We start from the raw sequence: 22,079 nt of genomic DNA on the forward strand, positions 1-22,079 counted from the left end.
CCGTTCACCCCACCGTCAACGCCCCTTGATCACCATCGGTGCCTGAGACGCGCCGACCGCTTGCAGGTTCGGCCGGTACATGGACTCGACCTGCGGCGGCGGCACCTGGTAGCTGCCCGGCGTGACCGCACGTGCCAGGTACAGCAGGTGCGTGGTCTGCTGACCTTCAAGCTTGAGCGCCGCCACGTAGCGGTCATCGCGGAACTCCTGGTGCACCAGATTGGCGTTCTGCATCGCATCGCGCCACTCACGGACCGTGCCGCTGGCGTTGTCCAGGCTGGCCGAACTCTGCGCCAGGTTCTGGTTCTCCAGCTCCAAACCCGCGGGCAGCAGATCGACCACCAGGGCATCCGGCACCTGCGTGGCGGCCTTCACCGCCAGGTGAACCAGAACCAGATCGCCACTGCGCAGGTTGCGCGGGTCCAGCGGCTGGCCGTTCAGGCCCAGGTAGTCGCGCTGGATCTGCAGGCCATGGCTGCTGGCCGCTGGCGCCTGGCGCGGGTAGCCCGACAGGGTCAGTTGCTGGTAGAGCGTCTGGTCGCTGTCATTGTGCAGGCTCAACGGTGCGGCCAGCTGCGCGCCTTCCAGGGTCAACCCAGAGGCCGCAGGGGTCAGCTCGCGGACGTCGTCGCCGGTTTCCAGGCGCGCCTGCCAGTCGCTTTCCGGCTTGCCGAGCAATTGACGACCGGCCAGGAACAGCGCGTTGCGCTCCTGGGTCGACAGCCAGGCATTGCCCGCCAGCGCGTCGGACAACGCGAACAGCCGTTGCTCGACCTGATCGGTGGCCAGCTTGTCTTCCTGCAACAGCGCCAGGATCAACGCCTGGTCACGCACTTCGCTGCCGTAGTCGGCCATCCAGTCCTGACCGCGCTTGACGTTCAGGCCGGCATGCAGGGCTTCCTGGGCACGCGGTTTGTCGCCCATGGCGTCCAGCGCGACCGCCAGTTGCACCAGCGGCAACCCGGAACGGGCATCGGCACGGCGCTCGAACAGGCTGCGCAGGGCACCCAGCGGTGCCTGTTGGCTGCGCGCCAGCACCAGCCCGGCATACGCCTGCACGGCGAAGCGGGTGTGATCGATGTTCTCGCTGTAGTCGGCCTCGATCAGGTTGCGTTCCTGCACGTAGCGCAGCAGACGCTCGCTGGCTTTCTTCAAGGCTTCGGCTGGAACGCCATAGCCCTGGTCACGCGCGCGCAGCAGGAAGTCGGTCACATAGGCCGTCAGCCAGTATTCCTCATCGCCATCGGCGCTCCACAGGCCGAAGCTGCCGTTGTAGCGCTGCATCCCCAGCAGGTGCTCGATGCCCATCTCGATCTTGCGCTTGCGCGCCTCGGCCGGTTCGCCCTTGATGCCCAGGCGCTGCAGGCTTTGAGGATCGGCGTAGAGCGAAGGGTACAGGCCGCTGACGGTCTGCTCCAGGCAGCCATAGGGGTAGGCTTCGAGCGCACGGATCTGCTCGGCCAGGTTCAAAGGGGGACGGCTGGACAGGGCCAGGCTGGCCTGCAGACCCGCCGGTTCGAAGGCTTCCAGCTCGCCAGGCGGCAAGGTCCAGGACTGGTCCTTGAGGGCCACTCGGTAGTGCTTGAGGGTGGCGGGGTACGCCGGGCGCACGCCCAGCGTCCAGTGCCGCTCGAAGGTGCCGAACGACTCGCCCGGCAGCGTCAGCCCGTCGACCCGCACGCGTACCGTGCCCTGGCCCAGCCCACCTTGGGCGTGCACCGGGATCATCAGCGTGGTGCGCTGGCCTTTTTCCAGGGTCAGCGAGCGTTGCGCGGCGCCGTCCAGCGCCAGCTGGCCTTCGGCGTCGAGCTGCACGCTGAGCTGCTGGGCCTGGCCGGACTGGTTGGCCAGGTCCAGGGCCAGTTGGGTCTGATCACCGCTGGCCATGAAGCGAGGCGCCGACAGCTCGGCGATCAGCGGCGCGGCGACCACGGTGGTGGCCTCGGCCACACCGAACTGCTCGTCGCTCCAGGCCTGGGCCATCAGCCGCAGCTCACCGTTGAAGTCCGGGATATCCAGCGAGACCTGACCTTCACCCTGCTCGTTCAAGGTGACGGGCAGGCTTTGCAGGGCGACGATATTGACGGTGGTATTGGGGCGTTTGCCGCCCTTGGCCATGGCCGCGTCGCCACCGAACGCCAGGCTGGCCAGGCGACCCTGACCGGCCTCGATCAGTTGGCCATAGATGTCCAGCTGATCGGCACCGTAGGCCTTGCGCCCGAACAGGCCGGTGAACGGATCCGGCGTCTTGAACTCGGTGATGTTGAGGATACCGACATCCACGGCCGCCAGCAGCACGTGCACCTGCTTGGGCAGCGTGCCTTCGGCCGTGCTGGCCTTGAGCTTGACGGTCAGCGGCTGCTTGGGACGCATCTGCTGCGGTGCCTGCAGGGCCAGGTCGAGCTTGCGCTGCGCCCGCGCCAACGGCAGGTGCAGGATGCCCACCGCACGCTTGGGCGTGGCGTTGGCCTTGCGCTCACCGGGCCGGATGACCAGCGCGCTGACGTACAGGTCGTGCCGGGCCCAGCTTGGGTCCAGGCGCACCTCGAAGGTCTTGCCTTCGGCCGGTACCTCGATCTCTTCCCACCACAGCGGGCCGTCACTGGATTCGACCATCAGGTAGCCACTGCCCGCCGCCGGTGGCGTGACGGTGACCTTGGCGGTCGCGCCATCGGCGTACGCCGGCTGGTCCAGCGCCAGCTTGACCTGGTCGGGCCGCACGGCGCCGCCTTCGGCGTTGTCCTGGGCACGGTAGCCCGCCCAGAACCGCTCGCTGGTCACCAGCCCGGTTTCCGGGTCCTCGACCTCGACGCGGTAAGGGCCCCACTCGACTTGGAAGTCGACCTTGGCGGTGGCACCGGCGGCCAGGTTGAGGGTCTGCTCGCCTTCGTCGAGGAATTTCTCGTTGTAGGCGTAGCTCCAGCCGTCGCTCTGGGAGTAGTTCCAGTAGTAGTCACGACGCTCACGGATCAGCCGGACCTTCAGCCCGTCCGCCGCCAGCTTGTGCCCGTCGCGGTCCGCCACCAGCACCTCGAAGCTGACCGGCGCGTCGCTGTCGGTTTCCTCACCGTCGAACAGACCGCGTACTCCCGGCAACCGCTCGGCGGGCCAGATCGGCTGTTCCAGACGGCGGGTGATGGGACGGCCGCCGGATTCCTGCAGGCTCGCCTGCACGGTCAGCTGCAACGGCGAACGTGCTTCGGCCCAGCGGCTCTCGATGGCCAGGGTCGTCTTACCGGCCTGGTCGAGGGTGACTTCGTCGAGTTCCAGGTCCTGGCTCAGTTCACTCTCGGTGACCGACCCGAACTGGTAGCCCGGCAGCGCCTTGACCGCTTCGCGCAGGGGTCGCAGGTAGGCCTGGCCACTGAGCCGGTTGCCGGCGGCCGGTGCGCCGTAGAGGTAGCGCCCTTCGACGCGGACCTTGGCGGTCTGCTCCGGGCTGATCGGCTGCTCGCTGCCCTTGAGGTTCAGCGCCAGGCGCTCGGGCAGGAAGTCTTCGACCAGGAATTCGTGCACCTGCTTGCGCCCGCCGCCCAGGTCGAACAGCAGTTGCCAGCGTCCGGTCGGCGCCTCGTCGGCCAGTTGCAGCTGGTACTGGTACAAGCCGCTGTCGCCGGCCTCCCAGACGAACTTGCGGCTGACCTGCTCGTCGGGGCGACGCACTTCGACGCTGACCGGCTGGGCCTTGACCGGCTTGCCGTCCTGGTCGCGCAGCAGGCCGTTGAGCAGCACGGTCTCGCCGGGGCGATACAGGTCGCGCGGGCCGAACACGAAGAACTGCAGCGGGTTGGACGGTGGCCCGGCGATGTCGAATTCGGCCAGGTCCAGGGCGGCGCTGTCCAGGCGCAACAGCGTGGTCTCGCTGCCCTGGGTGGCGATTAAAGTGTTGGCCTTGGCCGTGATCGGCAATTGCGCATGGCCGTCACCGTCGGTCTTGGCCTGGGCCAGCATCTTGCCCTTGTCATCACGCACCTCGAGGTCGACGCCGCTCAGCGCCTTGCCGCCCTCCAGCGCCTGGGCGAACACGTCCAGGCGGTCGCGGTAGCGGTGCGCCGACAGGCCGATGTCGCTGAGGGTGAACAGCGTCGCCGGTTGCGAGTAGTCGTAGGTGCCGGCTGCGCGCATCACCGCCAGGTAGACGCCCGGGGCCTGCAGCGGCTTGATCCCGGCGATGGGCAGCAGCACGGTGTCGCGGGTGTTGCGCGGCGAGTCGAGGTCGAAGCGGCCGCTGTAGACCAGGTCGGCCAGGTCCAGCAGCTCCTTGGACTGGTAGTACTCCAGGCTGCTGTTGCGCCCCCAGTTGACCAGGAAGGTCGAGAGCGTCTCGGGTTTGACGCGGAAGAACTCGACGTCCACCTTGTTCACGTTCAGGGCAATCACCGGCAGCCCTTCGGCCAACCGCGTCGGCAGCAGCGAGCCGCGGCTGGCGAAGCCGACGGTCGGCTGCATGTCGCGGGTCTCCAGGCGCGTCACCGATTCCTCGGCCAGGCGCTTGCCGGTCACCGCCAGCAGGCCCGGCTCGACGGTCAGCACCAGCTTGCGCTGAGGCTCCAGGTGCCGCAGGCGCAGCTCCATCTGGTTGTCGGACAGTTCCCAGGCACCGTCGACCTTGCCCTTGACCGTGTCGACCAGGTGAACCTTGGCGGCGAAGTCCTGATTGGCATCCAGCGGGGCCGTGAAGCTGATCGACAGGGCGGCCGCGCCGTCGAGCTGGATTTCCGAGGCATCCGCCACGGTCAATTCGCGATCGGCATAACGCTTGGCCAGCACCGCCGGGTCCTGGCGCACGGGCGCCTTGGCCTGGGCAGGCGCGGGGGTCTGCGCGGTCGGCGGCGCCACGGGTGCGCTCGATGAACCACTGTCACACGCGGTCAGCAACGCCAGCGCACAGGCCAGCAACAATCCTTTGTCCAACATGGAGGGCAACTCTTCGGCAGGGAGGTCGTGAGGGCTGCAATCATAGCGCACCTGTTGCCCTACGTAGCGCTCGACTTTCGCCCTAGAGGCAGACGGCAGGCCGCATGCCTCAAGGGCTGGCGGCCGGTATACTGGCGCCTTGTCACAGGAGCCTGCATGTCCGTTCTATCCCACGACTGGCGCCATCGGCCCACCCATCGCCGGGTCTGGGCCCTGGCCGCGCCCATGGTCCTCTCCAACGTCTCCGTGCCCCTGGTGGCGCTGGTCGACAGCACGGTGGTCGGGCATCTGCCCCACGCCCATCAGCTGGGCGCCGTGGCCGTCGGCGCGACCCTGTTCACTTTCATGATCGGCCTGATGACGTTCCTGCGCATGGGCGCCACCGGGTTCGCCGCCCAGGCGGCCGGGCGTGCCGATGGCGACGGTCTGCGCCAGGTGCTGGCCCAGGGCCTGCTGCTGGCGCTCGTGTTCGCCGTGCTGCTGGGCGTGCTGGCCATGCCCTTCAGCCGTCTGGCCTTGCAGGTGATGCAACCGAGCGCGGCCTTGGGCGAGGCCACCGAGGCGTTCTTTCACACCCGCCTGCTGGGCCTGCCGGCCGCCCTCGCTACCTATGCCTTGGTGGGCTGGTTTCTCGGCACGCAGAACGCACGTGCACCGCTGGCCATCCTGCTGACCACCAATGGCCTGAACATCGTGCTCAACCTGTGGTTCGTCCTGGGCCTGGACTGGGGCGTGCTGGGGTCGGCCCGTGCCTCGGTGCTCGCCGAATGGAGCGCGGCGTTGCTGGGACTGGCCCTGACGCGGCCGGCCCTTCGGGCCTACCCGGGGCGTCTGGTCTGGGCCGGACTAAAGCGCTGGTCGGCCTGGCGCCCGCTGCTCAGCGTGAACCGCGACATCTTCGTGCGCAGCCTGGCCCTGCAGGGCGTGTTCCTGTTGATCGCCTTGCAGGGCGCACGCCTGGGCGAGGCGACGGTGGCGGCCAATGCCCTGCTGCTCAACGGCCTGCTGCTCACCGCCTATGCCCTCGACGGGTTGGCCCACGCGGTCGAAGCCCTGTGCGGCCATGCCATCGGCGCACGCGATCGCACCGCATTGCGCCGCGCTCTGACGGTCGCCTGTGGCTGGTCGTTGATCGTCAGCCTGGGGTTTGCGACGGTCTTTCTGCTGGCGGGTTCCGTGTTCATCGACCTGCAGACCGATATCGCCGCGGTACGCAGCGCTGCCTATCCCTTCCTGCCTTACCTGGCCGTACTGCCCGTGGTGGCGGTGTGGAGCTACCTGCTCGACGGGCTGTTCATCGGCGCGACTCGCGCGCGGGAAATGCGCAACGCCATGGTGTTCAGCGTGCTGCTGATGGGACCGGTGGCATGGGGTTTGAGCGGGCTGGGCAACCATGGATTGTGGTTGGCGTTCCTGGGGTTCATGGCCGTGCGGGCACTGAGCCTGGGGTGGCTGGGCTGGCGGCTGGCACGGCGTGGGGCATGGGTGGGGTAAGGCAAGGTCCGCAGCTGATCGGCGGACTTCAGGCCCAGTCACCGCTACGTCGCGGGCAAGCCCCGCACAGCGAAGAGGGCAGCCTGTCAGATCAGCGCTGCAAGTCCGAGTAGCACCCCCTAGCTGCCGCCCATGAAAAACCGCAGCTCAAGGCTGCGGTCCAAAGGCATCGCGGATGGGGCGGACCGGACAAACGGCCCGCCCTGCCCTGTCAGGAAGACAGGTAGGAGGACCGCGTCAGGCCCAGCCGCAAGGCGTCCAGGTACTGCGTCCGCTCGCGCGCGGTGATGCGGGCGCTGGCGACCTTGTCGCGGTAGTGGGTCATCAGCTCTTCCGGCGACAGGTGCACGTAGCGCAGCATGTCCTCGATGGTGTCGTGGGTCTCGATCCCCGCGTGGTAGACGCTGCCGTCGGCACGCTGGTAGATGTTCACCGAATCGGTGTCACCGAACAGGTTGTGCATGTCGCCGAGGATTTCCTGGTAGGCGCCCACCAGGAAGATGCCCAGCAGGTAGTCCTCGCCTTCGCGCACGGCATGCACCGGCAGGCTGGTCTCGATGCTCTGCTCGTCGACGTACTGGTTGATCTTGCCGTCGGAGTCGCAGGTCAGGTCCTGCAGCACCGCGCGCCGCAGCGGCTCTTCGTCCAGGCGGTGCAGCGGCAGGATCGGCAGTACCTGGCCGATCGCCCAGGTGTCGGGCAGGCTCTGGAACACCGAGAAGTTGCAGATGTACTTGTCGGCCAGCTTGTCGTTGAGTTCGTCGAGCACCTGGCGGTGGGAGCGCTGGCGGGCCTTCAACGAGTTGTACAAGCGTCGGCAGACCGCGTAGTAACACTGTTCGGCCAGGGCCTTCTCGGCCAGCGTGACCTTGCCATCGGCATACTGCGCGGCCACGTCGCCGATATAGTGCGTCGCGCGCCAGTAGGTCTCGGTGACCATCTCGATGTCGGTCGGCCCGAGCAGGTCGACCAGCCACTGCACGGTTTCCGGCAGGCTGTCGCGGTTCTCGATCAACGGCATCTCGTCGTTGTGACGCTCGACGTCGGTGACCTGCACCACCAGCATGGCGTGGTGCGCGGTGAGCGCGCGACCGCTTTCGGAGAAGATGTGCGGGTGCGGCAGGCCCTGCGCGTCGCAGAATTCCTTGAGCATGCCCACGACCACGGCCGCGTATTCGTCAATGTCATAGTTGATCGAACTGGCGTTGCGCGAATGGGTGCCGTCGTAGTCCACGCCCAGGCCGCCGCCCACGTCGATGTGGTCCACTGGCAGGCCCAGGGCGCGCAGCTCGCCGTAATAGCGGATGGCTTCCTTGAAGCCGTGCTGGTAGTCGGCCAGGTTGGCGATCTGCGAGCCCATGTGGAAGTGCAGCAGGCGCACGCCCTGGTCCAGCCCGGCGTCGCGGAAGCGTTGCACCACCGACAGCAGTTGCGCCGCCGACAAACCGAACTTGGACTTCTCACCGCCGGTGTCGGCCCACTTGCTCGAGGCCAGCGACGACAGACGCACGCGCAGGCCGACCTGTGGCTTGACCTTGAGGTCGTTGGCCTCGTCGATCACCAGGGCGACTTCCGATTCCTTCTCGATGACGATGAACACGTTGTGACCGAGCTTCTGGCCCATCAGCGCCAGGCGGATGAACTCACGGTCCTTGTAGCCGTTGCAGACGATGGTGCCGCCCTTCGGCGCCAATGCCAGCACCGCCAGCAGCTCCGGCTTGGAACCGGCTTCCAGGCCGATGGAGACGTTCTCGGTGGCGATGATGTTCTCGACCACGGCCTCCTGCTGGTTGACCTTGATCGGGTACAGGGCCGTGTACTGGCTCTGGTACTCGAGCCGCGCGATGTTGGCGTCGAACGCACCGGTCAGCTGACGCACCCGGTCCTGCAGGATGTCGGGGAAGCGCACCAGCAGCGGCAACGACAGGCCGCTCGAGCGCAGCTGCTCGACCTGCTCGTACAGGTCGATCGGCGAACTGTCCGGGCCATTGGGACGCACTTCGACACGCCCGGCCTCGTTGATCGCGAAATAACCGGCGCCCCAGTGGCGGATACCGTAGACACTGCGGCTGTCGCCCACGGTCCATTGGCTGCCATCGTCTTTGCGTGTGCGTCGTACGGACATTCAAGTCCCCTATAAGAAAGTCGAGGACACGGCGGGCGAAACCCTCGGCCCACCGTGCAGAAACTGGAAAATGACGAGTTCCCGTGTCAGGGATAGACCCTGCTCACCGGAGCGAGTTTAGAACCGGCCTGGCAAAAACCTGTGACAGCGCTCAACCGCCGGACTTCTTGGCCTTGAATCCCTGGCGGATCAGTTCGGCCAGCAGCAGCTCGACATGATCGCCCTGGATCTCGATCACACCGTCTTTCAGTGCGCCACCGGTCCCGCAGCGACGCTTGAGCGCAGTGGCCAGGTCCTTGAGCTGGTCGGGGGGCAGCGGGACGCCGCTGACCGAGGTGACGGTCTTGCCGCCACGCCCTTTGGTTTCACGGCGGACCCGGGCGATACCGTCGCCTTCAGGGATCACCGCCTGACCGCAGATGCAGGCATCGAGGGGTTTGGCGCAGGCAGGGCAATGCCGCCCGGCGTCGGTGGAATACACCAGACCGCCCAGGGCGGCGAAGGATGAGGCTTTCTTGGCCACTTTTGTGCCTCTTGCTGAGGACAAAAAATGATCGACCCTTGGCACCAGGATCGACCGCGATGCCCCACTCTGGCAGGGGCGGCGCTACCGTCGCATGCAGTGCGTCGGCCCGAAAAGGTCGCGCAGTGTACCCAGATTGCGCGCGCTTGCTAAGCCGGGAATGCGCCATTTCCTGAAGCTGTCGCGACGTCAGCCACGCCGGTCCAGCACGTGCTGCAACGCGACCAGCGAATCCGGGCAGTAAGGCTGCCAGCGGCAGTCGGTGGCGACCTGCGCCAGGCTGAGAAAGCGTGCCTCGCTGACCTCCTCCGGCTGCAGCCGCAGCGGGCCATCCCAAGTCGCCGAATAGACCGCGCACCAGACCCGGTTGCCCGGCTGGTCGAAGAAGAACGTGTCGTGAAAGTGCAGCGCGACGCCGCTTACGCCCAGCTCCTCGCGCAGCTCGCGCGCGGCCGAATCGTCATAGCTTTCCCCCGCCCCGACCATGCCGCCTGCCGCCACGTCCCAGTAGCCTGGGTAGATCGCCTTGCTCAAGGTCCGCCGGTGCACGCACAGCTCACCGGCGCGGTTGAACAGCAGGATGAAGGTGCAGCGGCCGATCAGCCTGCGCGCGCGCAACTCGGCGCGGGGCAGGCTGCCGAGCACCTGGTCCTGCTCGTCGACCCAGGTGATCGGCTCGGCGTCGGAAGCCGCTCGGTGGGCGGCCTCGCGGGCGGAGGGTGTCATCAGCCCTGGGACAGCAGCTGACGCAGGTCGATGACTGCGGCGTTGGCGCGCGAGATGTAGTTGGCCATGACCAGCGAGTGGTTGGCCCACATGCCGAAGCCGCTGCCGTTCAGCACCATCGGGCTCCACAGCTGTTCTTGGGAGGCTTCCAGCTCACGGATGATCTGGCGCACGCTGACGGTGGCGTTCTTCTTGGCCAGCACGTCGGCGAAGTCGACTTCGATGGCACGCAGCAGGTGCGACAGCGCCCAGGCCTGACCACGGGCTTCGTAGAAGACGTTGTCGATCTGCAGCCATGGCGTCTCGACCACTTCCTCGTCGACCTGTGGCGCCTGGCCGGCGACCACGGCTTCGGTCTTCAGGTTGCTGTTGAGCTTGACCCGGCCGACGCTCGCCGACAGACGCTGGGACAGCGACCCCAGACGGGTGGCGACATCGCCCAGCCAGTTGTTCAGGTTGTCGGCGCGGGTGTAGAAGATCGCGCCCTTGTCGCCCGACGCCAGACGCGCCTGGTAGCGGCTCAGGGACTGGATGCCTTCACGGTACTCGGACTCGCTCGACGGCAGGATCCAGCTCTTCTGGTCGAAGTTGAAGCGCGGCTCGGCACGGGCCAGGTCGGCATCTTCGGTGGACTGCGACTGCGAACGGGCGAAGTCCTTGCGCAGGGCACGGGACAGGTCGCGGACCTGGACCAGCACGCCGTATTCCCAGCTCGGCATGTTGTCCATCCACAGCCCTGGCGGGAAGCGGTCGTTGCTGATGTAGCCGCCTGGCTTGGTCAGGAGGGTGTCGGCCACGGTCTTGAGGGTTTCGATGGTGGTGTAGCCCACGACCATCTGCTGGTTGTTGCGCTGCGCTGCCGACTGGGCGTTCTGCTGCACCGGGAACAGCTCCGGCTCCTGGCTCCAGTACCAGCTGAGGCCAATGCACACCAGCAGGTAGAGACCGATCAGGATGGCCAGCGCCTTGCTCCACAAGCCGCCGAGGTAGGTACGGGTGGCGGTGCCTCGGGCATCCACGCGCTCGCGCGGCTCGGCTTGGCCCTTTCGGTTTTTCCAGTCCAGCATGGCAGTGTCCTTTTTGATCACGACGATTCAGGGGCTTGGACCACGCGCACCGGCCAGGGTGCCACGGCAAGCATGGCCGAACTATAAAGCAAGCGCGCTCAGGAAGATAAGCGGCAAAGGCCCACTCGGCCAACGGGTCGCTGTCGCATCGGACGGCGTCGTTTCCACGAATCGCCCGGTCACCGGCACCTGGCATCGCCCCTGGCGGCCAATGGCCACTTTTTTGCCTTGCACCCCACGTTTCCGTCATCACAACGTCACAGAAACCCCCTAGGTTCAGCGGCCTATCATTGACTCCCAAGGCAGAGACGGCAATGCGTCTGAAATGGCTGACCAACCTCAATACCGCGCTGCTGGTCACCGTCTGTCTGGCCTTGGCGGCTACCTTGTGGTGGTCGCAGCGCGCCCTGGAGCAACCTTACCAATGGATGGAGCGCTACCTGGCGCTCTCTCAGCAGTTCCAGAACCAGGTCGTGCGTGGCATCGACGCCTACCAGCGCACGGGCGATGCAGTGCGCCACGCGACAGCCATGGAAGCGATCCAGCAGGCGAACGCCAGCCTGGACGACTGGCCGACCCCGTTGGCTGACCCGTTGCGGCCAAGCCTCGAAGCGCTGCACACGTTCATGGGCGGCGAGTTGCTGGCAGCCGGCAAGCTGGCGGGCGATCCGCAAGCCTTGTTGCTCCAGGCCGAGCGCGAGCTGGGCGCGACCCTCGAACAGCTGCTGACCTACTCACGCGAGGGCGGCACTCCCGGGGAGGCCTACCGTGCGCCCTTGCTCGAGGCGACCTTGCACCTGGGCCGCCTGTCGCTGGCGCGGGACAAGCTGGTCAGCAGCGGCCGCGCCGAGCTGGCCGACGACGTCCTGCGCGAAGTGGCCCTGGTCCAGGCCCAGGCCAACGCGTTCGACGGGCTGCCGCTGCTGGGCGTGACCCGCGCCAGCGAGTCCGGTGCCGAGGACTTTGCGGCGCTGATGGGGTTGCAGAGCCAGGCGAGCGCCGAACAGGAGGACGCGGCCATTCCCCTGAAGCGTGAGCTGTTGAGTCTGGTCAACCGTTACCCGGCCGAGCTGCAACGCACCCGCCAACAGATCGAGCAGCGCACGGCACTGGCGGCACGCGCCGCGCAGCTCACGGACAGCGTGCGCCTGGCGCTGGCGGCCCTGGAGCCGAAGATCCGCGCCCAGCACGCGCACATCCAGGGCGAAGTGCGGTTGCTCCAGGGCCTGATGATCGGCCTGATCCTGGGCATCGCCTTGCTGGTGGACACGCTTCAACGGCGCCTGCCCGCGTCCTGACCCGCCTGGCGCCTGCCCTGTCACGCTGGGCGGAAGGCGATTTCAGCCAGCCGATCAGCCTGGGCAAGAGTCACCGCGAGCTGCACGACATCCAGGGCTCGCTCAATCGTTTGCGCGACTACCTGCTCGACCTGGTCGGCACCTTGCGCCACCAGGCCGAGCAGGTGGCCGACAGCAGCCATGCCCTGGCCGGGGTGAGCGGCGCGCTGCACGCTGGCGCCGAGCGCCAGGCAGGCGACACCGGGCAGATCCGCGATGCGCTGGGCGCCCTGGAGGCAACCATCCAGCAGGTCGCCGGTGACGCCAGTGCCGCCGCCCTGGCCAGTGCCGATGCCGGGCAGGCCGTCGAGCAGGGCCAGGTGGTGATCGGCCAGAGCCTCGAAGGCCTGCGCTCGCTGGTCGATGAAGTGCAAGGCAATGCCCAGGCCATCGAGCGACTGGCCGAAGAGTCGGCGACCATCGGCAGCGTGCTCACGGTGATTCGCGCCATTGCCGAACAGACCAACCTGCTGGCGCTCAACGCTGCCATCGAGGCAGCCCGCGCGGGGGACATGGGGCGCGGTTTTGCCGTGGTGGCCGACGAAGTCCGCTCGCTGGCCCAGCGCACCACCGGGGCGACGGGCGAGATCCAGGCGCTGATCGACCGCCTGCAAGGGGCAGCGCAGCGCTCCGTGCACGGCATGCGCGCCCAGCTCGCCCACGCCGAGACCACGGCCGGGCAGGCCCAGGCGGCCGACCAGGCCTTGGCGCGGATCGTTGGGGCGATCGGCACCATCGCCGCCACGGCGGTACGCATCGCCGAAGTGACCGGGCAGCAGACCGGCGCGGTGAGCGAGATTCGGGGCCACAGCGAACGTATTCATCGCCTGGGGGAAGACAACCTGCAGCGGATCGGTGAAGGCCGTGAGCAGGGCGAGCATTTGCTCAGGTTGGGTGGGGCGCTGAATTCGGCGGTGTTGGCGTTCAAGGTCTGAGGCCGGCGTTGCGCCTGGGTGGCTCAGGTGGACACCGCCCTCCTGTGGGAGCCGGCTTGCCGGCGATGGCGTCGGCGAGGTTGATGCCGGTCGTGAAGCCCGCCCGGCTGCGATGACCCCCGCGACCGCCAGACTTCGTTATCATGCGCCCACGTTCCACCGTGCGAGACCACCATGCGCCGCCTGTTCTTCCTGCTGCTCCTGTCGCTGGCCCTGCCTGTCTGTGCCGCCGGCCTGCTCGACAACCGCCCCAGCGCCACCTTGGGTGCCGCCTCCCAGAGCGGCGCGGACTTCCTCCCGGTGCGTGAGGCATTCGCCCTCAGCCGGGTCGACAGCGACGATCCGCAGACCCTCAAACTACGCTTCGTCGCCACCGAAGGGTATTACCTCTACCGTCACCGCCTGCAATTCAAGACCGAACCGGCGGACATCGCCCTGGGCACCCCTCGCCTGCCGGCAGGCGAAGCCAAGCATGACGAGTTCTTCGGCGACGTCGAGGTCTACCATGGCGTGCTGGACGTGGAGATCCCGCGCCCAGCAGACGAGACGCGTCCCTTCACCCTGCTGGTGACCTACCAGGGATGCGCCGACAAGGGGCTGTGCTACCCACCGGAAACCGAACGCCTGGCGATCGCCGGCAGCGCAGGCGCCACGGCCACGCCGCCTGGTCTACCGACCGAAGGCTGGAGCTGGCGCTCGCTGGCCCTGTTCTTCCTGGCGGGGCTCGGCCTGACCTTCACGCCCTGTGTCCTGCCGATGCTGCCGATCCTGTCGGGGGTGGTGCTGCGTGGTCAGAACGGCGGCGTGCGCGGCCTGAGCCTGTCGCTGGCGTTCGTGCTGCCGATGGCCGCCTGCTTCGCGCTGCTCGGCGCCCTGATGGGCGTGTTCGGCGCCGGTCTCAACCTGCAGGCGCGCTTGCAGTCGGCCTGGGTTCTGGTGCCCTTCTCGCTGTTCTTCGTGGTGTTCGCCCTGGCCATGTTCGGGGTCTTCGAACTGCGTCTGCCACGGCGCCTGAGCGACCGTCTGGACCAGATCGCCCACCGTACCCAAGGGGGATCGCTGCTCGGCGCGGCGGTGCTGGGGGTGCTCTCCAGCCTACTGGTGTCGCCTTGCGTCTCGGCGCCGCTGGCCGGTGCGCTGCTGTACATCAGCGCCAGTGGCGATGCCATCGGCGGTGCGCTCAAGCTCTTCGCCCTGGGCCTGGGCATGGGCGCTCCCCTGGTGATGATCGCCGCAGGTGGCGCGGCCTGGTTGCCGCGCAGCGGCCCGTGGCTGGGCGCGGTGAAGAACGCCATCGGTGTGCTGCTGCTGGGCTTGGCCATCGGCCTGCTCAGCCGCGTGCTGCCCGGCCCGCTGACCTTGCTCGCCATTGGCCTGCTGTCAGCCGGCGTGGCGCTGTTCCTCGGCACGCTGGAGTTCGGCAGCAAGACGCCTGTACAGCGTCTGGCGCAGCTGGCCGGCCTCGGCCTGCTCTTTTATGCGCTGGCCTGCTGGTACGGCGCCTTGAGCGGCCAGAGCGATCCACTGCGGCCTCTGCCCACGGCTACTTCGGCAGCCAGCCCTGCTCAAGCGCAGGCCGCCGCCGAGGCCTGGCAGACGGTCGAGACCCCCGAGGCCCTGGCGGCCGCACTCGCCAAGGCCCAGGCCCAGGGGCAACCGGTGGTGCTCGACTGGTACGCCGACTGGTGCATCAGCTGCAAGGTGATCGAACGCGACGTGCTGACCGACGCTGCCGTCAAACGTGGCTTGCAGGGCTTCAGCCTGGTGCGCCTGGACATGACCCAGAGCACCGCAGCGCAGCGGGCGTTGCTCGACCGCTATCGTCTGTTCGGCCCGCCTGCCTTGTTGTTCTTTGCAGCGAACGGCAGCGAACTGACCACCGATCGGGTCATTGGCGAGATCAACGCCGCCGAATTTGCTGCCCACGTGCAAACGGTACGTGCAGCGTTCGGCCTGTAAGCACCCGTTCCAGGGGGATTTTCCACCCCGAATGACCAAAGCCGCGATTCTGGTCACATACTTTCCACGATTCTCGGGTAACGTGCCGGCTATTGCCGGGAACTGGACAGTGGGTGCCGCTTGCGGCATAGTCGCCGCGCTACGTCGACTTGCCCTACACGATCAAGGAACTGCGGATGGCGACCTTCCTGGTGCTGCATGGCCCCAACCTGAATTTGCTCGGGACCCGTGAACCCACGGTCTACGGTGCCACTACCCTGGCGCAGATCGACCAGGGTCTCGTGCAACAGGCGCATGCCGCCGGCCATCATCTGCTGCACCTGCAGAGCAATGCCGAGTACGAACTCATCGAGCGCATCCATGCCGCGCGCGACGAGGGCGTCGACTTCATCCTGATCAATCCGGCTGCCTTCACCCACACCAGCGTCGCATTACGTGACGCGTTGCTGGCGGTGAGCATCCCATTCATCGAGGTGCACCTGTCGAACGTGCACAAACGCGAACCGTTCCGTCACCACTCCTACTTCTCCGACGTGGCAGTGGGCGTGATCTGCGGCCTCGGCGCCACCGGCTACCGCCTGGCGCTGGAGTCGGCGATGGAACACCTGGCTGCGCGCGTACAGCCCTGATGCCCTACGACCCGGCCTTGAAGGGCCTGGGTCTCGAGAAACGTCTTTGCTACGTTTTCAATTCAATCCCTGACCAAACTTGGGAGCTGCTGCTCAATGGATATCCGTAAAGTCAAGAAACTGATCGAGCTGCTGGAAGAGTCTGGCATCGACGAGCTGGAGATCAAGGAAGGCGAAGAGTCCGTCCGTATCAGCCGTCACAGCAAGACCCCAGCCGGTCAGCAGTACTTTGCCGCCCCTGTCGCCGCACCGGCACCTGCCGCTGCGCCAGCCCCTGTCGCTGCCGCCGCCCCTGCTGCCGAAGCTGCAGCACCTGCCCTCAAAGGCACCGTGATCCGCTCGCCGATGGTCGGCACCTTCTACCGCAAGCCTTCGCCGACCTCGCCGAACTTCGCCGAAGTGGGCCAGACCCTGAAGAAGGGCGACACCCTGTGCATCGTCGAAGCCATGAAGATGATGAACCACATCGAAGCCGACATCGGCGGCGTCATCGACGCCATCCTGGTAGAAGACGGCCAGCCGGTTGAGTTCGACCAGCCGCTGTTCACCATCGTTTGAACCGCGGAGAGCCTCCGATGTTGGAAAAAGTTCTGATCGCCAACCGCGGCGAAATCGCCCTGCGGATCCTGCGTGCGTGCAAGGAGCTGGGCATCAAGACCGTCGCCGTCCACTCCACGGCCGACCGCGAGCTGATGCACCTGGGCCTGGCTGACGAGTCCGTGTGCATCGGCCCGGCGCCGTCCAAGGATTCCTACCTGCACATCCCGGCGATCATCGCCGCGGCCGAAGTGACCGGCGCCACTGCCATCCACCCAGGCTATGGCTTCCTGGCGGAAAACGCCGACTTCGCCGAGCAGGTCGAGAAATCCGGCTTCGCCTTCATCGGCCCGAAAGCGGACACCATCCGCCTGATGGGCGACAAGGTGTCGGCCAAGGACGCCATGATCAAGTCGGGCGTCCCGACCGTGCCAGGTTCCGACGGCCCGCTGCCGGAAGACGAAGACGCTGCGCTGGCCATCGCCCGCGAAGTCGGCTATCCGGTGATCATCAAGGCCGCCGGTGGCGGTGGTGGTCGCGGCATGCGTGTGGTGCACAAGGAAGAGGACCTGATTTCCTCGGCCAAGCTGACCCGCAACGAAGCCGGCGCCGCCTTCGGCAACCCGATGGTCTACCTGGAGAAGTTCCTGACCAACCCACGTCACGTGGAAGTGCAGGTCCTGTCCGATGGCCAGGGCAACGCCATTCACCTGGGCGACCGTGACTGCTCGTTGCAGCGTCGCCACCAGAAGGTCCTCGAAGAAGCGCCGGCCCCCGGCATCGACGAGAAGGCCCGCCAGGAAGTCTTCGCCCGCTGCGTGCAGGCCTGCGTCGAGATCGGCTACCGCGGTGCGGGGACCTTCGAGTTCCTGTACGAAGACGGCAACTTCTACTTCATCGAGATGAACACCCGCGTACAGGTGGAGCATCCGGTGTCGGAGATGGTCACCGGGATCGACATCGTCAAGGAGATGCTGAGCATCGCCGCTGGCAACAAGCTGTCGTTCACCCAGGACGACGTGGTCATCCGCGGTCACTCGCTGGAGTGCCGGATCAACGCCGAAGACCCGCGCAAGTTCGTCCCGAGCCCTGGCACCGTCAAGCACTTCCACGCGCCAGGCGGCAACGGCGTGCGGGTCGATTCGCACCTGTACAGCGGCTACACGGTTCCGCCGAACTACGACTCGCTGATCGGCAAGCTGATCACCTACGGCAAGGACCGCGACGAAGCCATGGCGCGCATGCGCAATGCCCTGGACGAGATCATCGTCGACGGCATCAAGACCAACGTCCCGCTGCACCGGGACCTGGTGCGCGACGAAGCCTTCTGCAAGGGCGGCGTCAACATCCACTACCTCGAACACAAACTGGCTGACCAGGCGTGATCGACGGGTAGGCGTCAGGGCACCTCGCCCCTGGGCCGTGAGGCTGTTCACCTGAGCAGCGCGCGTCCAGGCGAGGCGTTTCGAAAAAATCCGGTACCAGGCTCTGGTGCCGGATTTTTTTATGGCTGTCCAGACGTGACGACTGGCAATGCCAAGGTTACCGCTATCGCCACAGATTGAGGTGATCACCTGCAGGAGCGATTGCACGCTCCCGTCCCGAGCCATGCCTGAACGTGCTGACGATGTGCACCTGGTATCGGAGACTGCGAGAGATTCTACGGTTTCTGCCAAGTGCTGATGTATGGGCTTACCCGCGACGCAGGCGGCGCCTGACAGGGCCCTATCGCTGGCAAGCCAGCTCCCACCCAGATCTCTGCAGCGTGTCGGTGTAGGCATGGCTGCGCAAACAGCTTGTGGGAGCGGGCTTGCCCGCGATAGCGTCCGGCCCGTCGCCGCCTGCATCGCGGGCAAGCCCGCTCCCACAAAGGGGCATCAGGCCTGGGTATCTGCTGAAAAAAGACCAAGACCGCGACAGCCTGCGCTGCCTTACCCTTCTGCACAAACCCCCTGCACTCAAGTAGACTGCACGCCTCTGGCAGCCTGGCGCTGCCCTTCTCGAATCTGTCACAGGTACCCGCCATGCCCTGGCTGCAAGTACGCCTGGCCATCAGCCCGGAACAAGCCGAAACCTACGAAGATGCGCTGCTGGAAGTCGGCGCCGTCTCGGTCACCTTCATGGACGCCGAGGACCAGCCGATCTTCGAGCCAGACCTCAACACCACGCCGCTGTGGAGCAACACCCACCTGCTGGCGCTGTTCGAAGCCGATACCCCGCCCGACAGTGTGTTCGCGCACCTGCGCCTGCTGACCGATGCCGAGCTGCCCGAGCACCAGGCCGAGGTGATCGAAGACCAGGACTGGGAACGCAGCTGGATGGACAACTTCCAGCCCATGCGTTTTGGTCAGCGTCTGTGGATCGTGCCGAGCTGGCACGAGGCGCCGGATGCCCAGGCGGTGAACCTGCTGCTCGACCCCGGCCTGGCCTTCGGCACCGGCACGCACCCGACCACGGCGCTGTGCCTGGAGTGGCTCGACGCCCAGGCGCTGGACGGCGTCCAGGTCCTGGATTTCGGCTGTGGCTCGGGGATCCTGGCGATTGCCGCCCTGCTGCTCGGCGCCCGTGAAGCGATCGGCACCGACATCGACGTGCAGGCACTGGAGGCCTCGCGCGACAACGCCGGGCGCAACGGCATCGCCGACGCGCGCCTGAGCCTGTTCCTGCCCGAGCAACTGCCGGCGCTGCAAGCCGACGTGCTGGTGGCTAACATCCTGGCCGGCCCGCTGGTGTCGCTCGCGCCTCAGCTGTCCGGCCTGATCCGTCCGGGTGGCCTGCTGGCCCTCTCCGGCATCCTGGCCGAACAGGGCCAGGAAGTCGCCGACGCCTACGCCGAGGCCTTCGACCTGGACCCGATCGTCGTGCGCGACGGCTGGGTCCGGATCAGCGGCCGTCGTCGCTGACCGCCTCGCCTTGCACTCCCGCAGACTCAGGACCGGCGTATGAGCGACAGCTTCGTCACCCAGTGCCCGCATTGCCAGACACGCTTTCGCGTCACGCATCACCAGCTCGGCGTCGCCCGAGGGGTGGTGCGCTGTGGCGCCTGCATGCAGATGTTCAATGCGGCCAAGCAGCTGCTCGAAGCGCATCGTGCGCAGAGCGAGGCCGCCGAGCAGCCCGTTCAGGCACCTGCCCTGGATGCGCCTGTCTCGGTAACGCCCGCTCCTGCCCAGGCGGTGGCGCCGGCCCATGACTGGACCCACAGCACGCTGGACGAGGTCGACCTCGACGAGGAACTGGCACGTCTGGAACAGCGTGATCAGCCCGCCGAGACCCGTGCGCCACGGCAGGCGGCAAGCCTGCATGCACGACGCGATGACCCTCGCGCCGAGCCCCAGGACGAGCGCCCGTTCGGCACGGCATCGGACGACGACCACGAGCCGGTCCCTGCCACGCTCGAGCACGACGACACCTTGCCCCACGAGGTGCCGGCCCTGCTCGAGCGTGACGAGCCGACCCTGAGCCTCGACGCCACCGTGGACACGCCGGTCGAGGCCGACCAGCCCCGGCTCGGCGACCTGCGCGACACCGCGGAGCCCTCCGTGCCCCTGGGGTCGCTGTCAGCGGCGGACACCCCGGAGGCCGACGACCGGCTCAGCGCCCACACCCTGACCCCGGACGATGCGGACCGTATCGAGCCAGGCCTGGGCCAGCCCCTGCTGGAGACGCGACGCAAGGAACCGTTGATCCACGTGATCGACGACCCCTTGCGCCTGGATTGGCAGAAACCCAAGCCCAACTGGCGCAAGCGCATCCTCTGGGGCGTGCTGATCCTGCTGGCCCTGGCCGGGCTGGCGCTGCAATACGTCATCTATCACTTCGACGCGCTCGCCCGCCAGGACCAGTACCGCCCCCTGTTCCAGAGCCTCTGCCCGGCCTTTGGCTGCCAGGTGCCGACCCGGGTCGACATCGATCGGATCAAGAGCAGCAACCTGGTGGTGCGCAGCCACCCGGACTTCAAGGGCGCGCTCATCGTCGACGCGATCATCTACAACCGTGCGCCCTTCGCCCAGCCGTTTCCCCTGCTCGAGCTGCGCTTCGCCGACCTCAATGGCCAACTGATCGCCAGCCGCCGCTTCAAGCCCACCGAGTACCTCAGCGGCGAACTGGCCGGACGCGGCGACATGCCCAGCCAGACCCCCATCCACATCGCCCTCGACATCCTCGACCCCGGGCCCAATGCGGTGAACTACAGCCTCAGCTTCCGTTCGCCCCAGTGAGCCGGGAGCGGCCATCTCTGAGCAACAAGCTCCAAGCGGCAAGCTGCAAGTAAAAGCAGATCGCGGCGTTTCGCAGATCTGCTCTTGCTTGCAGCTTGCCGCTTACCGCTCGCCACTCAAACCCCGAAGCTCGTCGCCTGCCCCTCCAATTGCTCAGATTTTATCCAATTCCATCTTTATCCAGTCACCGAGAGCGGGTATCATGCGATCCCTTTTTCGAACTCCCATGATCCGGCCCCACAACAGGGAACACCTATGTCGGCGGTACGCATCGGCCCTTACACATTACGGAACAACCTGATCCTTGCGCCCATGGCCGGGGTCACGGACCAGCCTTTCCGTACGCTCTGCCAACGGCTGGGCGCTGGCATGGTGGTGTCGGAGATGGTCACCAGCGACCTGCGTCTCTGGAACAGCCGCAAGTCGCGCCTGCGTCGCATCCACGAGGGCGATCCCGAGCCTCGCTCGGTCCAGATCGCCGGTGGCGATGCCCAGATGCTGGCGGCTGCCGCGCGGGCCAATGTGGAGTCGGGGGCGCAGATCATCGACATCAACATGGGCTGCCCGGCGAAAAAAGTCTGCAACAAGGCGGCAGGCTCTGCTTTATTGAGAGATGAAGCGCTGGTCACCGAGATCCTGCACGCCGTGGTCGGCGCCGTGGACGTCCCGGTGACCCTGAAGATCCGCACCGGTTGGGACCGGGACAACAAGAACGGCCTGAACGTGGCGAAAATCGCCGAGCAGGCCGGTATCCAGGCCCTGGCGGTGCACGGCCGTACCCGTGCCGACCTGTACACCGGCGAAGCCGAGTACGACACCATCGCGCAGATCAAGCAGGCGGTGTCGATCCCGGTCTTCGCCAATGGCGACATCACCTCGCCGGTCAAGGCTCGCGCCGTGCTCGAGGCGACCGGGGTCGACGGTCTGCTGATCGGCCGTGCGGCGCAAGGTCGGCCGTGGATCTTCCGCGAGATCGAGCATTACCTGCGCACCGGCGAGACGCTGCCGGCGCCGGGGCTGGACGAGGTGGAATACATCCTGCTGGGGCACCTGGCCGCATTGCATGCTTTCTATGGGGATGTGATGGGTGTGCGCATCGCGCGCAAGCACGTGAGCTGGTACCTGGCGACACAACCGGGCGGAAAGGAGTTTCGCCAGCGATTCAATGCCTTGGAAGAGACACAAGCGCAGTGCGCCAACGTTCGCGAATTCTTCGAGGAACGTCGACAGAGCCTTGAGACAACGGAAGGACCAGGGGTGGCCGCATGACGATGATGACCGAGACTTTAGTGAGTGGAACAACGCCCGTGAGCGACAACGTCAACCTCAAACAGCACCTGAACACGCCGAGCGAAGAGGGCCGGACCCTGCGCGGCAGCGTGGAAAAGGCGCTGCACAACTACTTCGCCCACCTCGAAGGCGCGACCGTCACGGACGTGTACAACCTGGTGCTCTCCGAAGTGGAGGCGCCGCTGCTCGAAAGCGTGATGAACTACGTCAAGGGCAATCAGACCAAGGCCAGCGAGATGCTCGGACTCAACCGGGGCACCTTGCGCAAGAAGCTCAAGCAGTACGATCTGCTGTAACCCAATCCCAACCAGAAAAGGCGA

The 22,079-nt window shown here is 66.6% G+C and carries 14 protein-coding genes and 1 pseudogene; 10 read left to right on the forward strand and 5 right to left on the reverse strand.

Features of this window, described 5'->3' with window-relative positions:
• Positions 1 to 15: 15 nt before the first annotated feature.
• The gene (locus tag APT63_17450; protein AMA47253.1) at positions 16 to 4,917 is read right to left on the reverse strand and encodes a hypothetical protein; all 4,902 of its coding nucleotides are present in this window, start codon (positions 4,915 to 4,917) and stop codon (positions 16 to 18) included.
• 156 nt (positions 4,918 to 5,073) lie between these two features.
• On the opposite strand from APT63_17450, the gene APT63_17455 reads away from it, so the two are divergent.
• The gene (locus tag APT63_17455; GenBank protein AMA47254.1) at positions 5,074 to 6,411 is read left to right on the forward strand and encodes an MATE family efflux transporter; all 1,338 of its coding nucleotides are present in this window, start codon (positions 5,074 to 5,076) and stop codon (positions 6,409 to 6,411) included.
• Between the two features lie 211 nt (positions 6,412 to 6,622).
• Here the strand turns inward: APT63_17455 and APT63_17460 are convergent, their stop codons facing one another.
• The 4 genes from APT63_17460 to APT63_17475 form a co-directional block, all read right to left on the reverse strand.
• Positions 6,623 to 8,536: an arginine decarboxylase gene (locus APT63_17460; GenBank protein AMA47255.1), complete on the reverse strand. Its 1,914-nt coding sequence runs from the start codon at positions 8,534 to 8,536 to the stop codon at positions 6,623 to 6,625.
• Between the two features lie 151 nt (positions 8,537 to 8,687).
• The gene (locus APT63_17465; protein ID AMA47256.1) at positions 8,688 to 9,059 is read right to left on the reverse strand and encodes a translation initiation factor Sui1; all 372 of its coding nucleotides are present in this window, start codon (positions 9,057 to 9,059) and stop codon (positions 8,688 to 8,690) included.
• A gap of 189 nt (positions 9,060 to 9,248) precedes the next feature.
• The gene (locus APT63_17470) at positions 9,249 to 9,785 is read right to left on the reverse strand and encodes an NUDIX hydrolase (protein ID AMA47257.1); all 537 of its coding nucleotides are present in this window, start codon (positions 9,783 to 9,785) and stop codon (positions 9,249 to 9,251) included.
• On the reverse strand, positions 9,785 to 10,852 hold the full coding sequence (locus tag APT63_17475; GenBank protein ID AMA47258.1) for a hypothetical protein: 1,068 nt from the start codon (positions 10,850 to 10,852) through the stop codon (positions 9,785 to 9,787). Before APT63_17475 ends, APT63_17470 begins: the two co-directional genes overlap by 1 nt.
• 314 nt (positions 10,853 to 11,166) lie before the next feature.
• Between APT63_17475 and APT63_17480 the strand changes: the two are divergent.
• The 9 genes and pseudogenes from APT63_17480 to APT63_17520 all read left to right on the forward strand — a co-directional run bounded on the left by APT63_17480 (position 11,167) and on the right by APT63_17520 (position 22,055).
• A pseudogene (locus APT63_17480) lies at positions 11,167 to 13,124 on the forward strand (chemotaxis protein).
• Between the two features lie 174 nt (positions 13,125 to 13,298).
• Positions 13,299 to 15,083 (forward strand): protein-disulfide reductase DsbD, encoded by a 1,785-nt coding sequence (locus tag APT63_17485; protein ID AMA47259.1) that lies wholly within the window; start codon positions 13,299 to 13,301, stop codon positions 15,081 to 15,083.
• A gap of 176 nt (positions 15,084 to 15,259) precedes the next feature.
• On the forward strand, positions 15,260 to 15,712 hold the full coding sequence (locus tag APT63_17490) for a 3-dehydroquinate dehydratase (GenBank protein ID AMA47260.1): 453 nt from the start codon (positions 15,260 to 15,262) through the stop codon (positions 15,710 to 15,712).
• Positions 15,713 to 15,808: 96 nt separating this feature from the next.
• Entirely contained in the window at positions 15,809 to 16,270 is a 462-nt protein-coding gene (locus APT63_17495; GenBank protein AMA47261.1) for an acetyl-CoA carboxylase biotin carboxyl carrier protein subunit, read from the forward strand.
• A 17-nt stretch (positions 16,271 to 16,287) separates the two neighbouring features.
• Positions 16,288 to 17,634, forward strand: a complete 1,347-nt coding sequence (locus APT63_17500; protein AMA47262.1) for an acetyl-CoA carboxylase biotin carboxylase subunit — start codon at positions 16,288 to 16,290, stop codon at positions 17,632 to 17,634.
• Positions 17,635 to 18,273: 639 nt separating this feature from the next.
• Positions 18,274 to 19,152, forward strand: a complete 879-nt coding sequence (gene prmA / locus APT63_17505) for a ribosomal protein L11 methyltransferase (GenBank protein ID AMA47263.1) — start codon at positions 18,274 to 18,276, stop codon at positions 19,150 to 19,152.
• Between the two features lie 39 nt (positions 19,153 to 19,191).
• Positions 19,192 to 20,469 (forward strand): hypothetical protein, encoded by a 1,278-nt coding sequence (locus APT63_17510; GenBank protein ID AMA47264.1) that lies wholly within the window; start codon positions 19,192 to 19,194, stop codon positions 20,467 to 20,469.
• 255 nt (positions 20,470 to 20,724) lie between these two features.
• Positions 20,725 to 21,738, forward strand: a complete 1,014-nt coding sequence (locus tag APT63_17515) for a tRNA dihydrouridine synthase DusB (GenBank protein AMA47265.1) — start codon at positions 20,725 to 20,727, stop codon at positions 21,736 to 21,738.
• Complete coding sequence (locus APT63_17520; GenBank protein AMA47266.1) at positions 21,735 to 22,055, forward strand: Fis family transcriptional regulator; 321 nt, start codon at positions 21,735 to 21,737, stop codon at positions 22,053 to 22,055. The genes APT63_17515 and APT63_17520 overlap by 4 nt, the downstream gene beginning before the upstream one ends.
• Positions 22,056 to 22,079: the final 24 nt, after the last annotated feature.

It is taken from the genome of Pseudomonas monteilii, assembly GCA_001534745.1.
Lineage (GTDB): Bacteria > Pseudomonadota > Gammaproteobacteria > Pseudomonadales > Pseudomonadaceae > Aquipseudomonas > Aquipseudomonas alabamensis.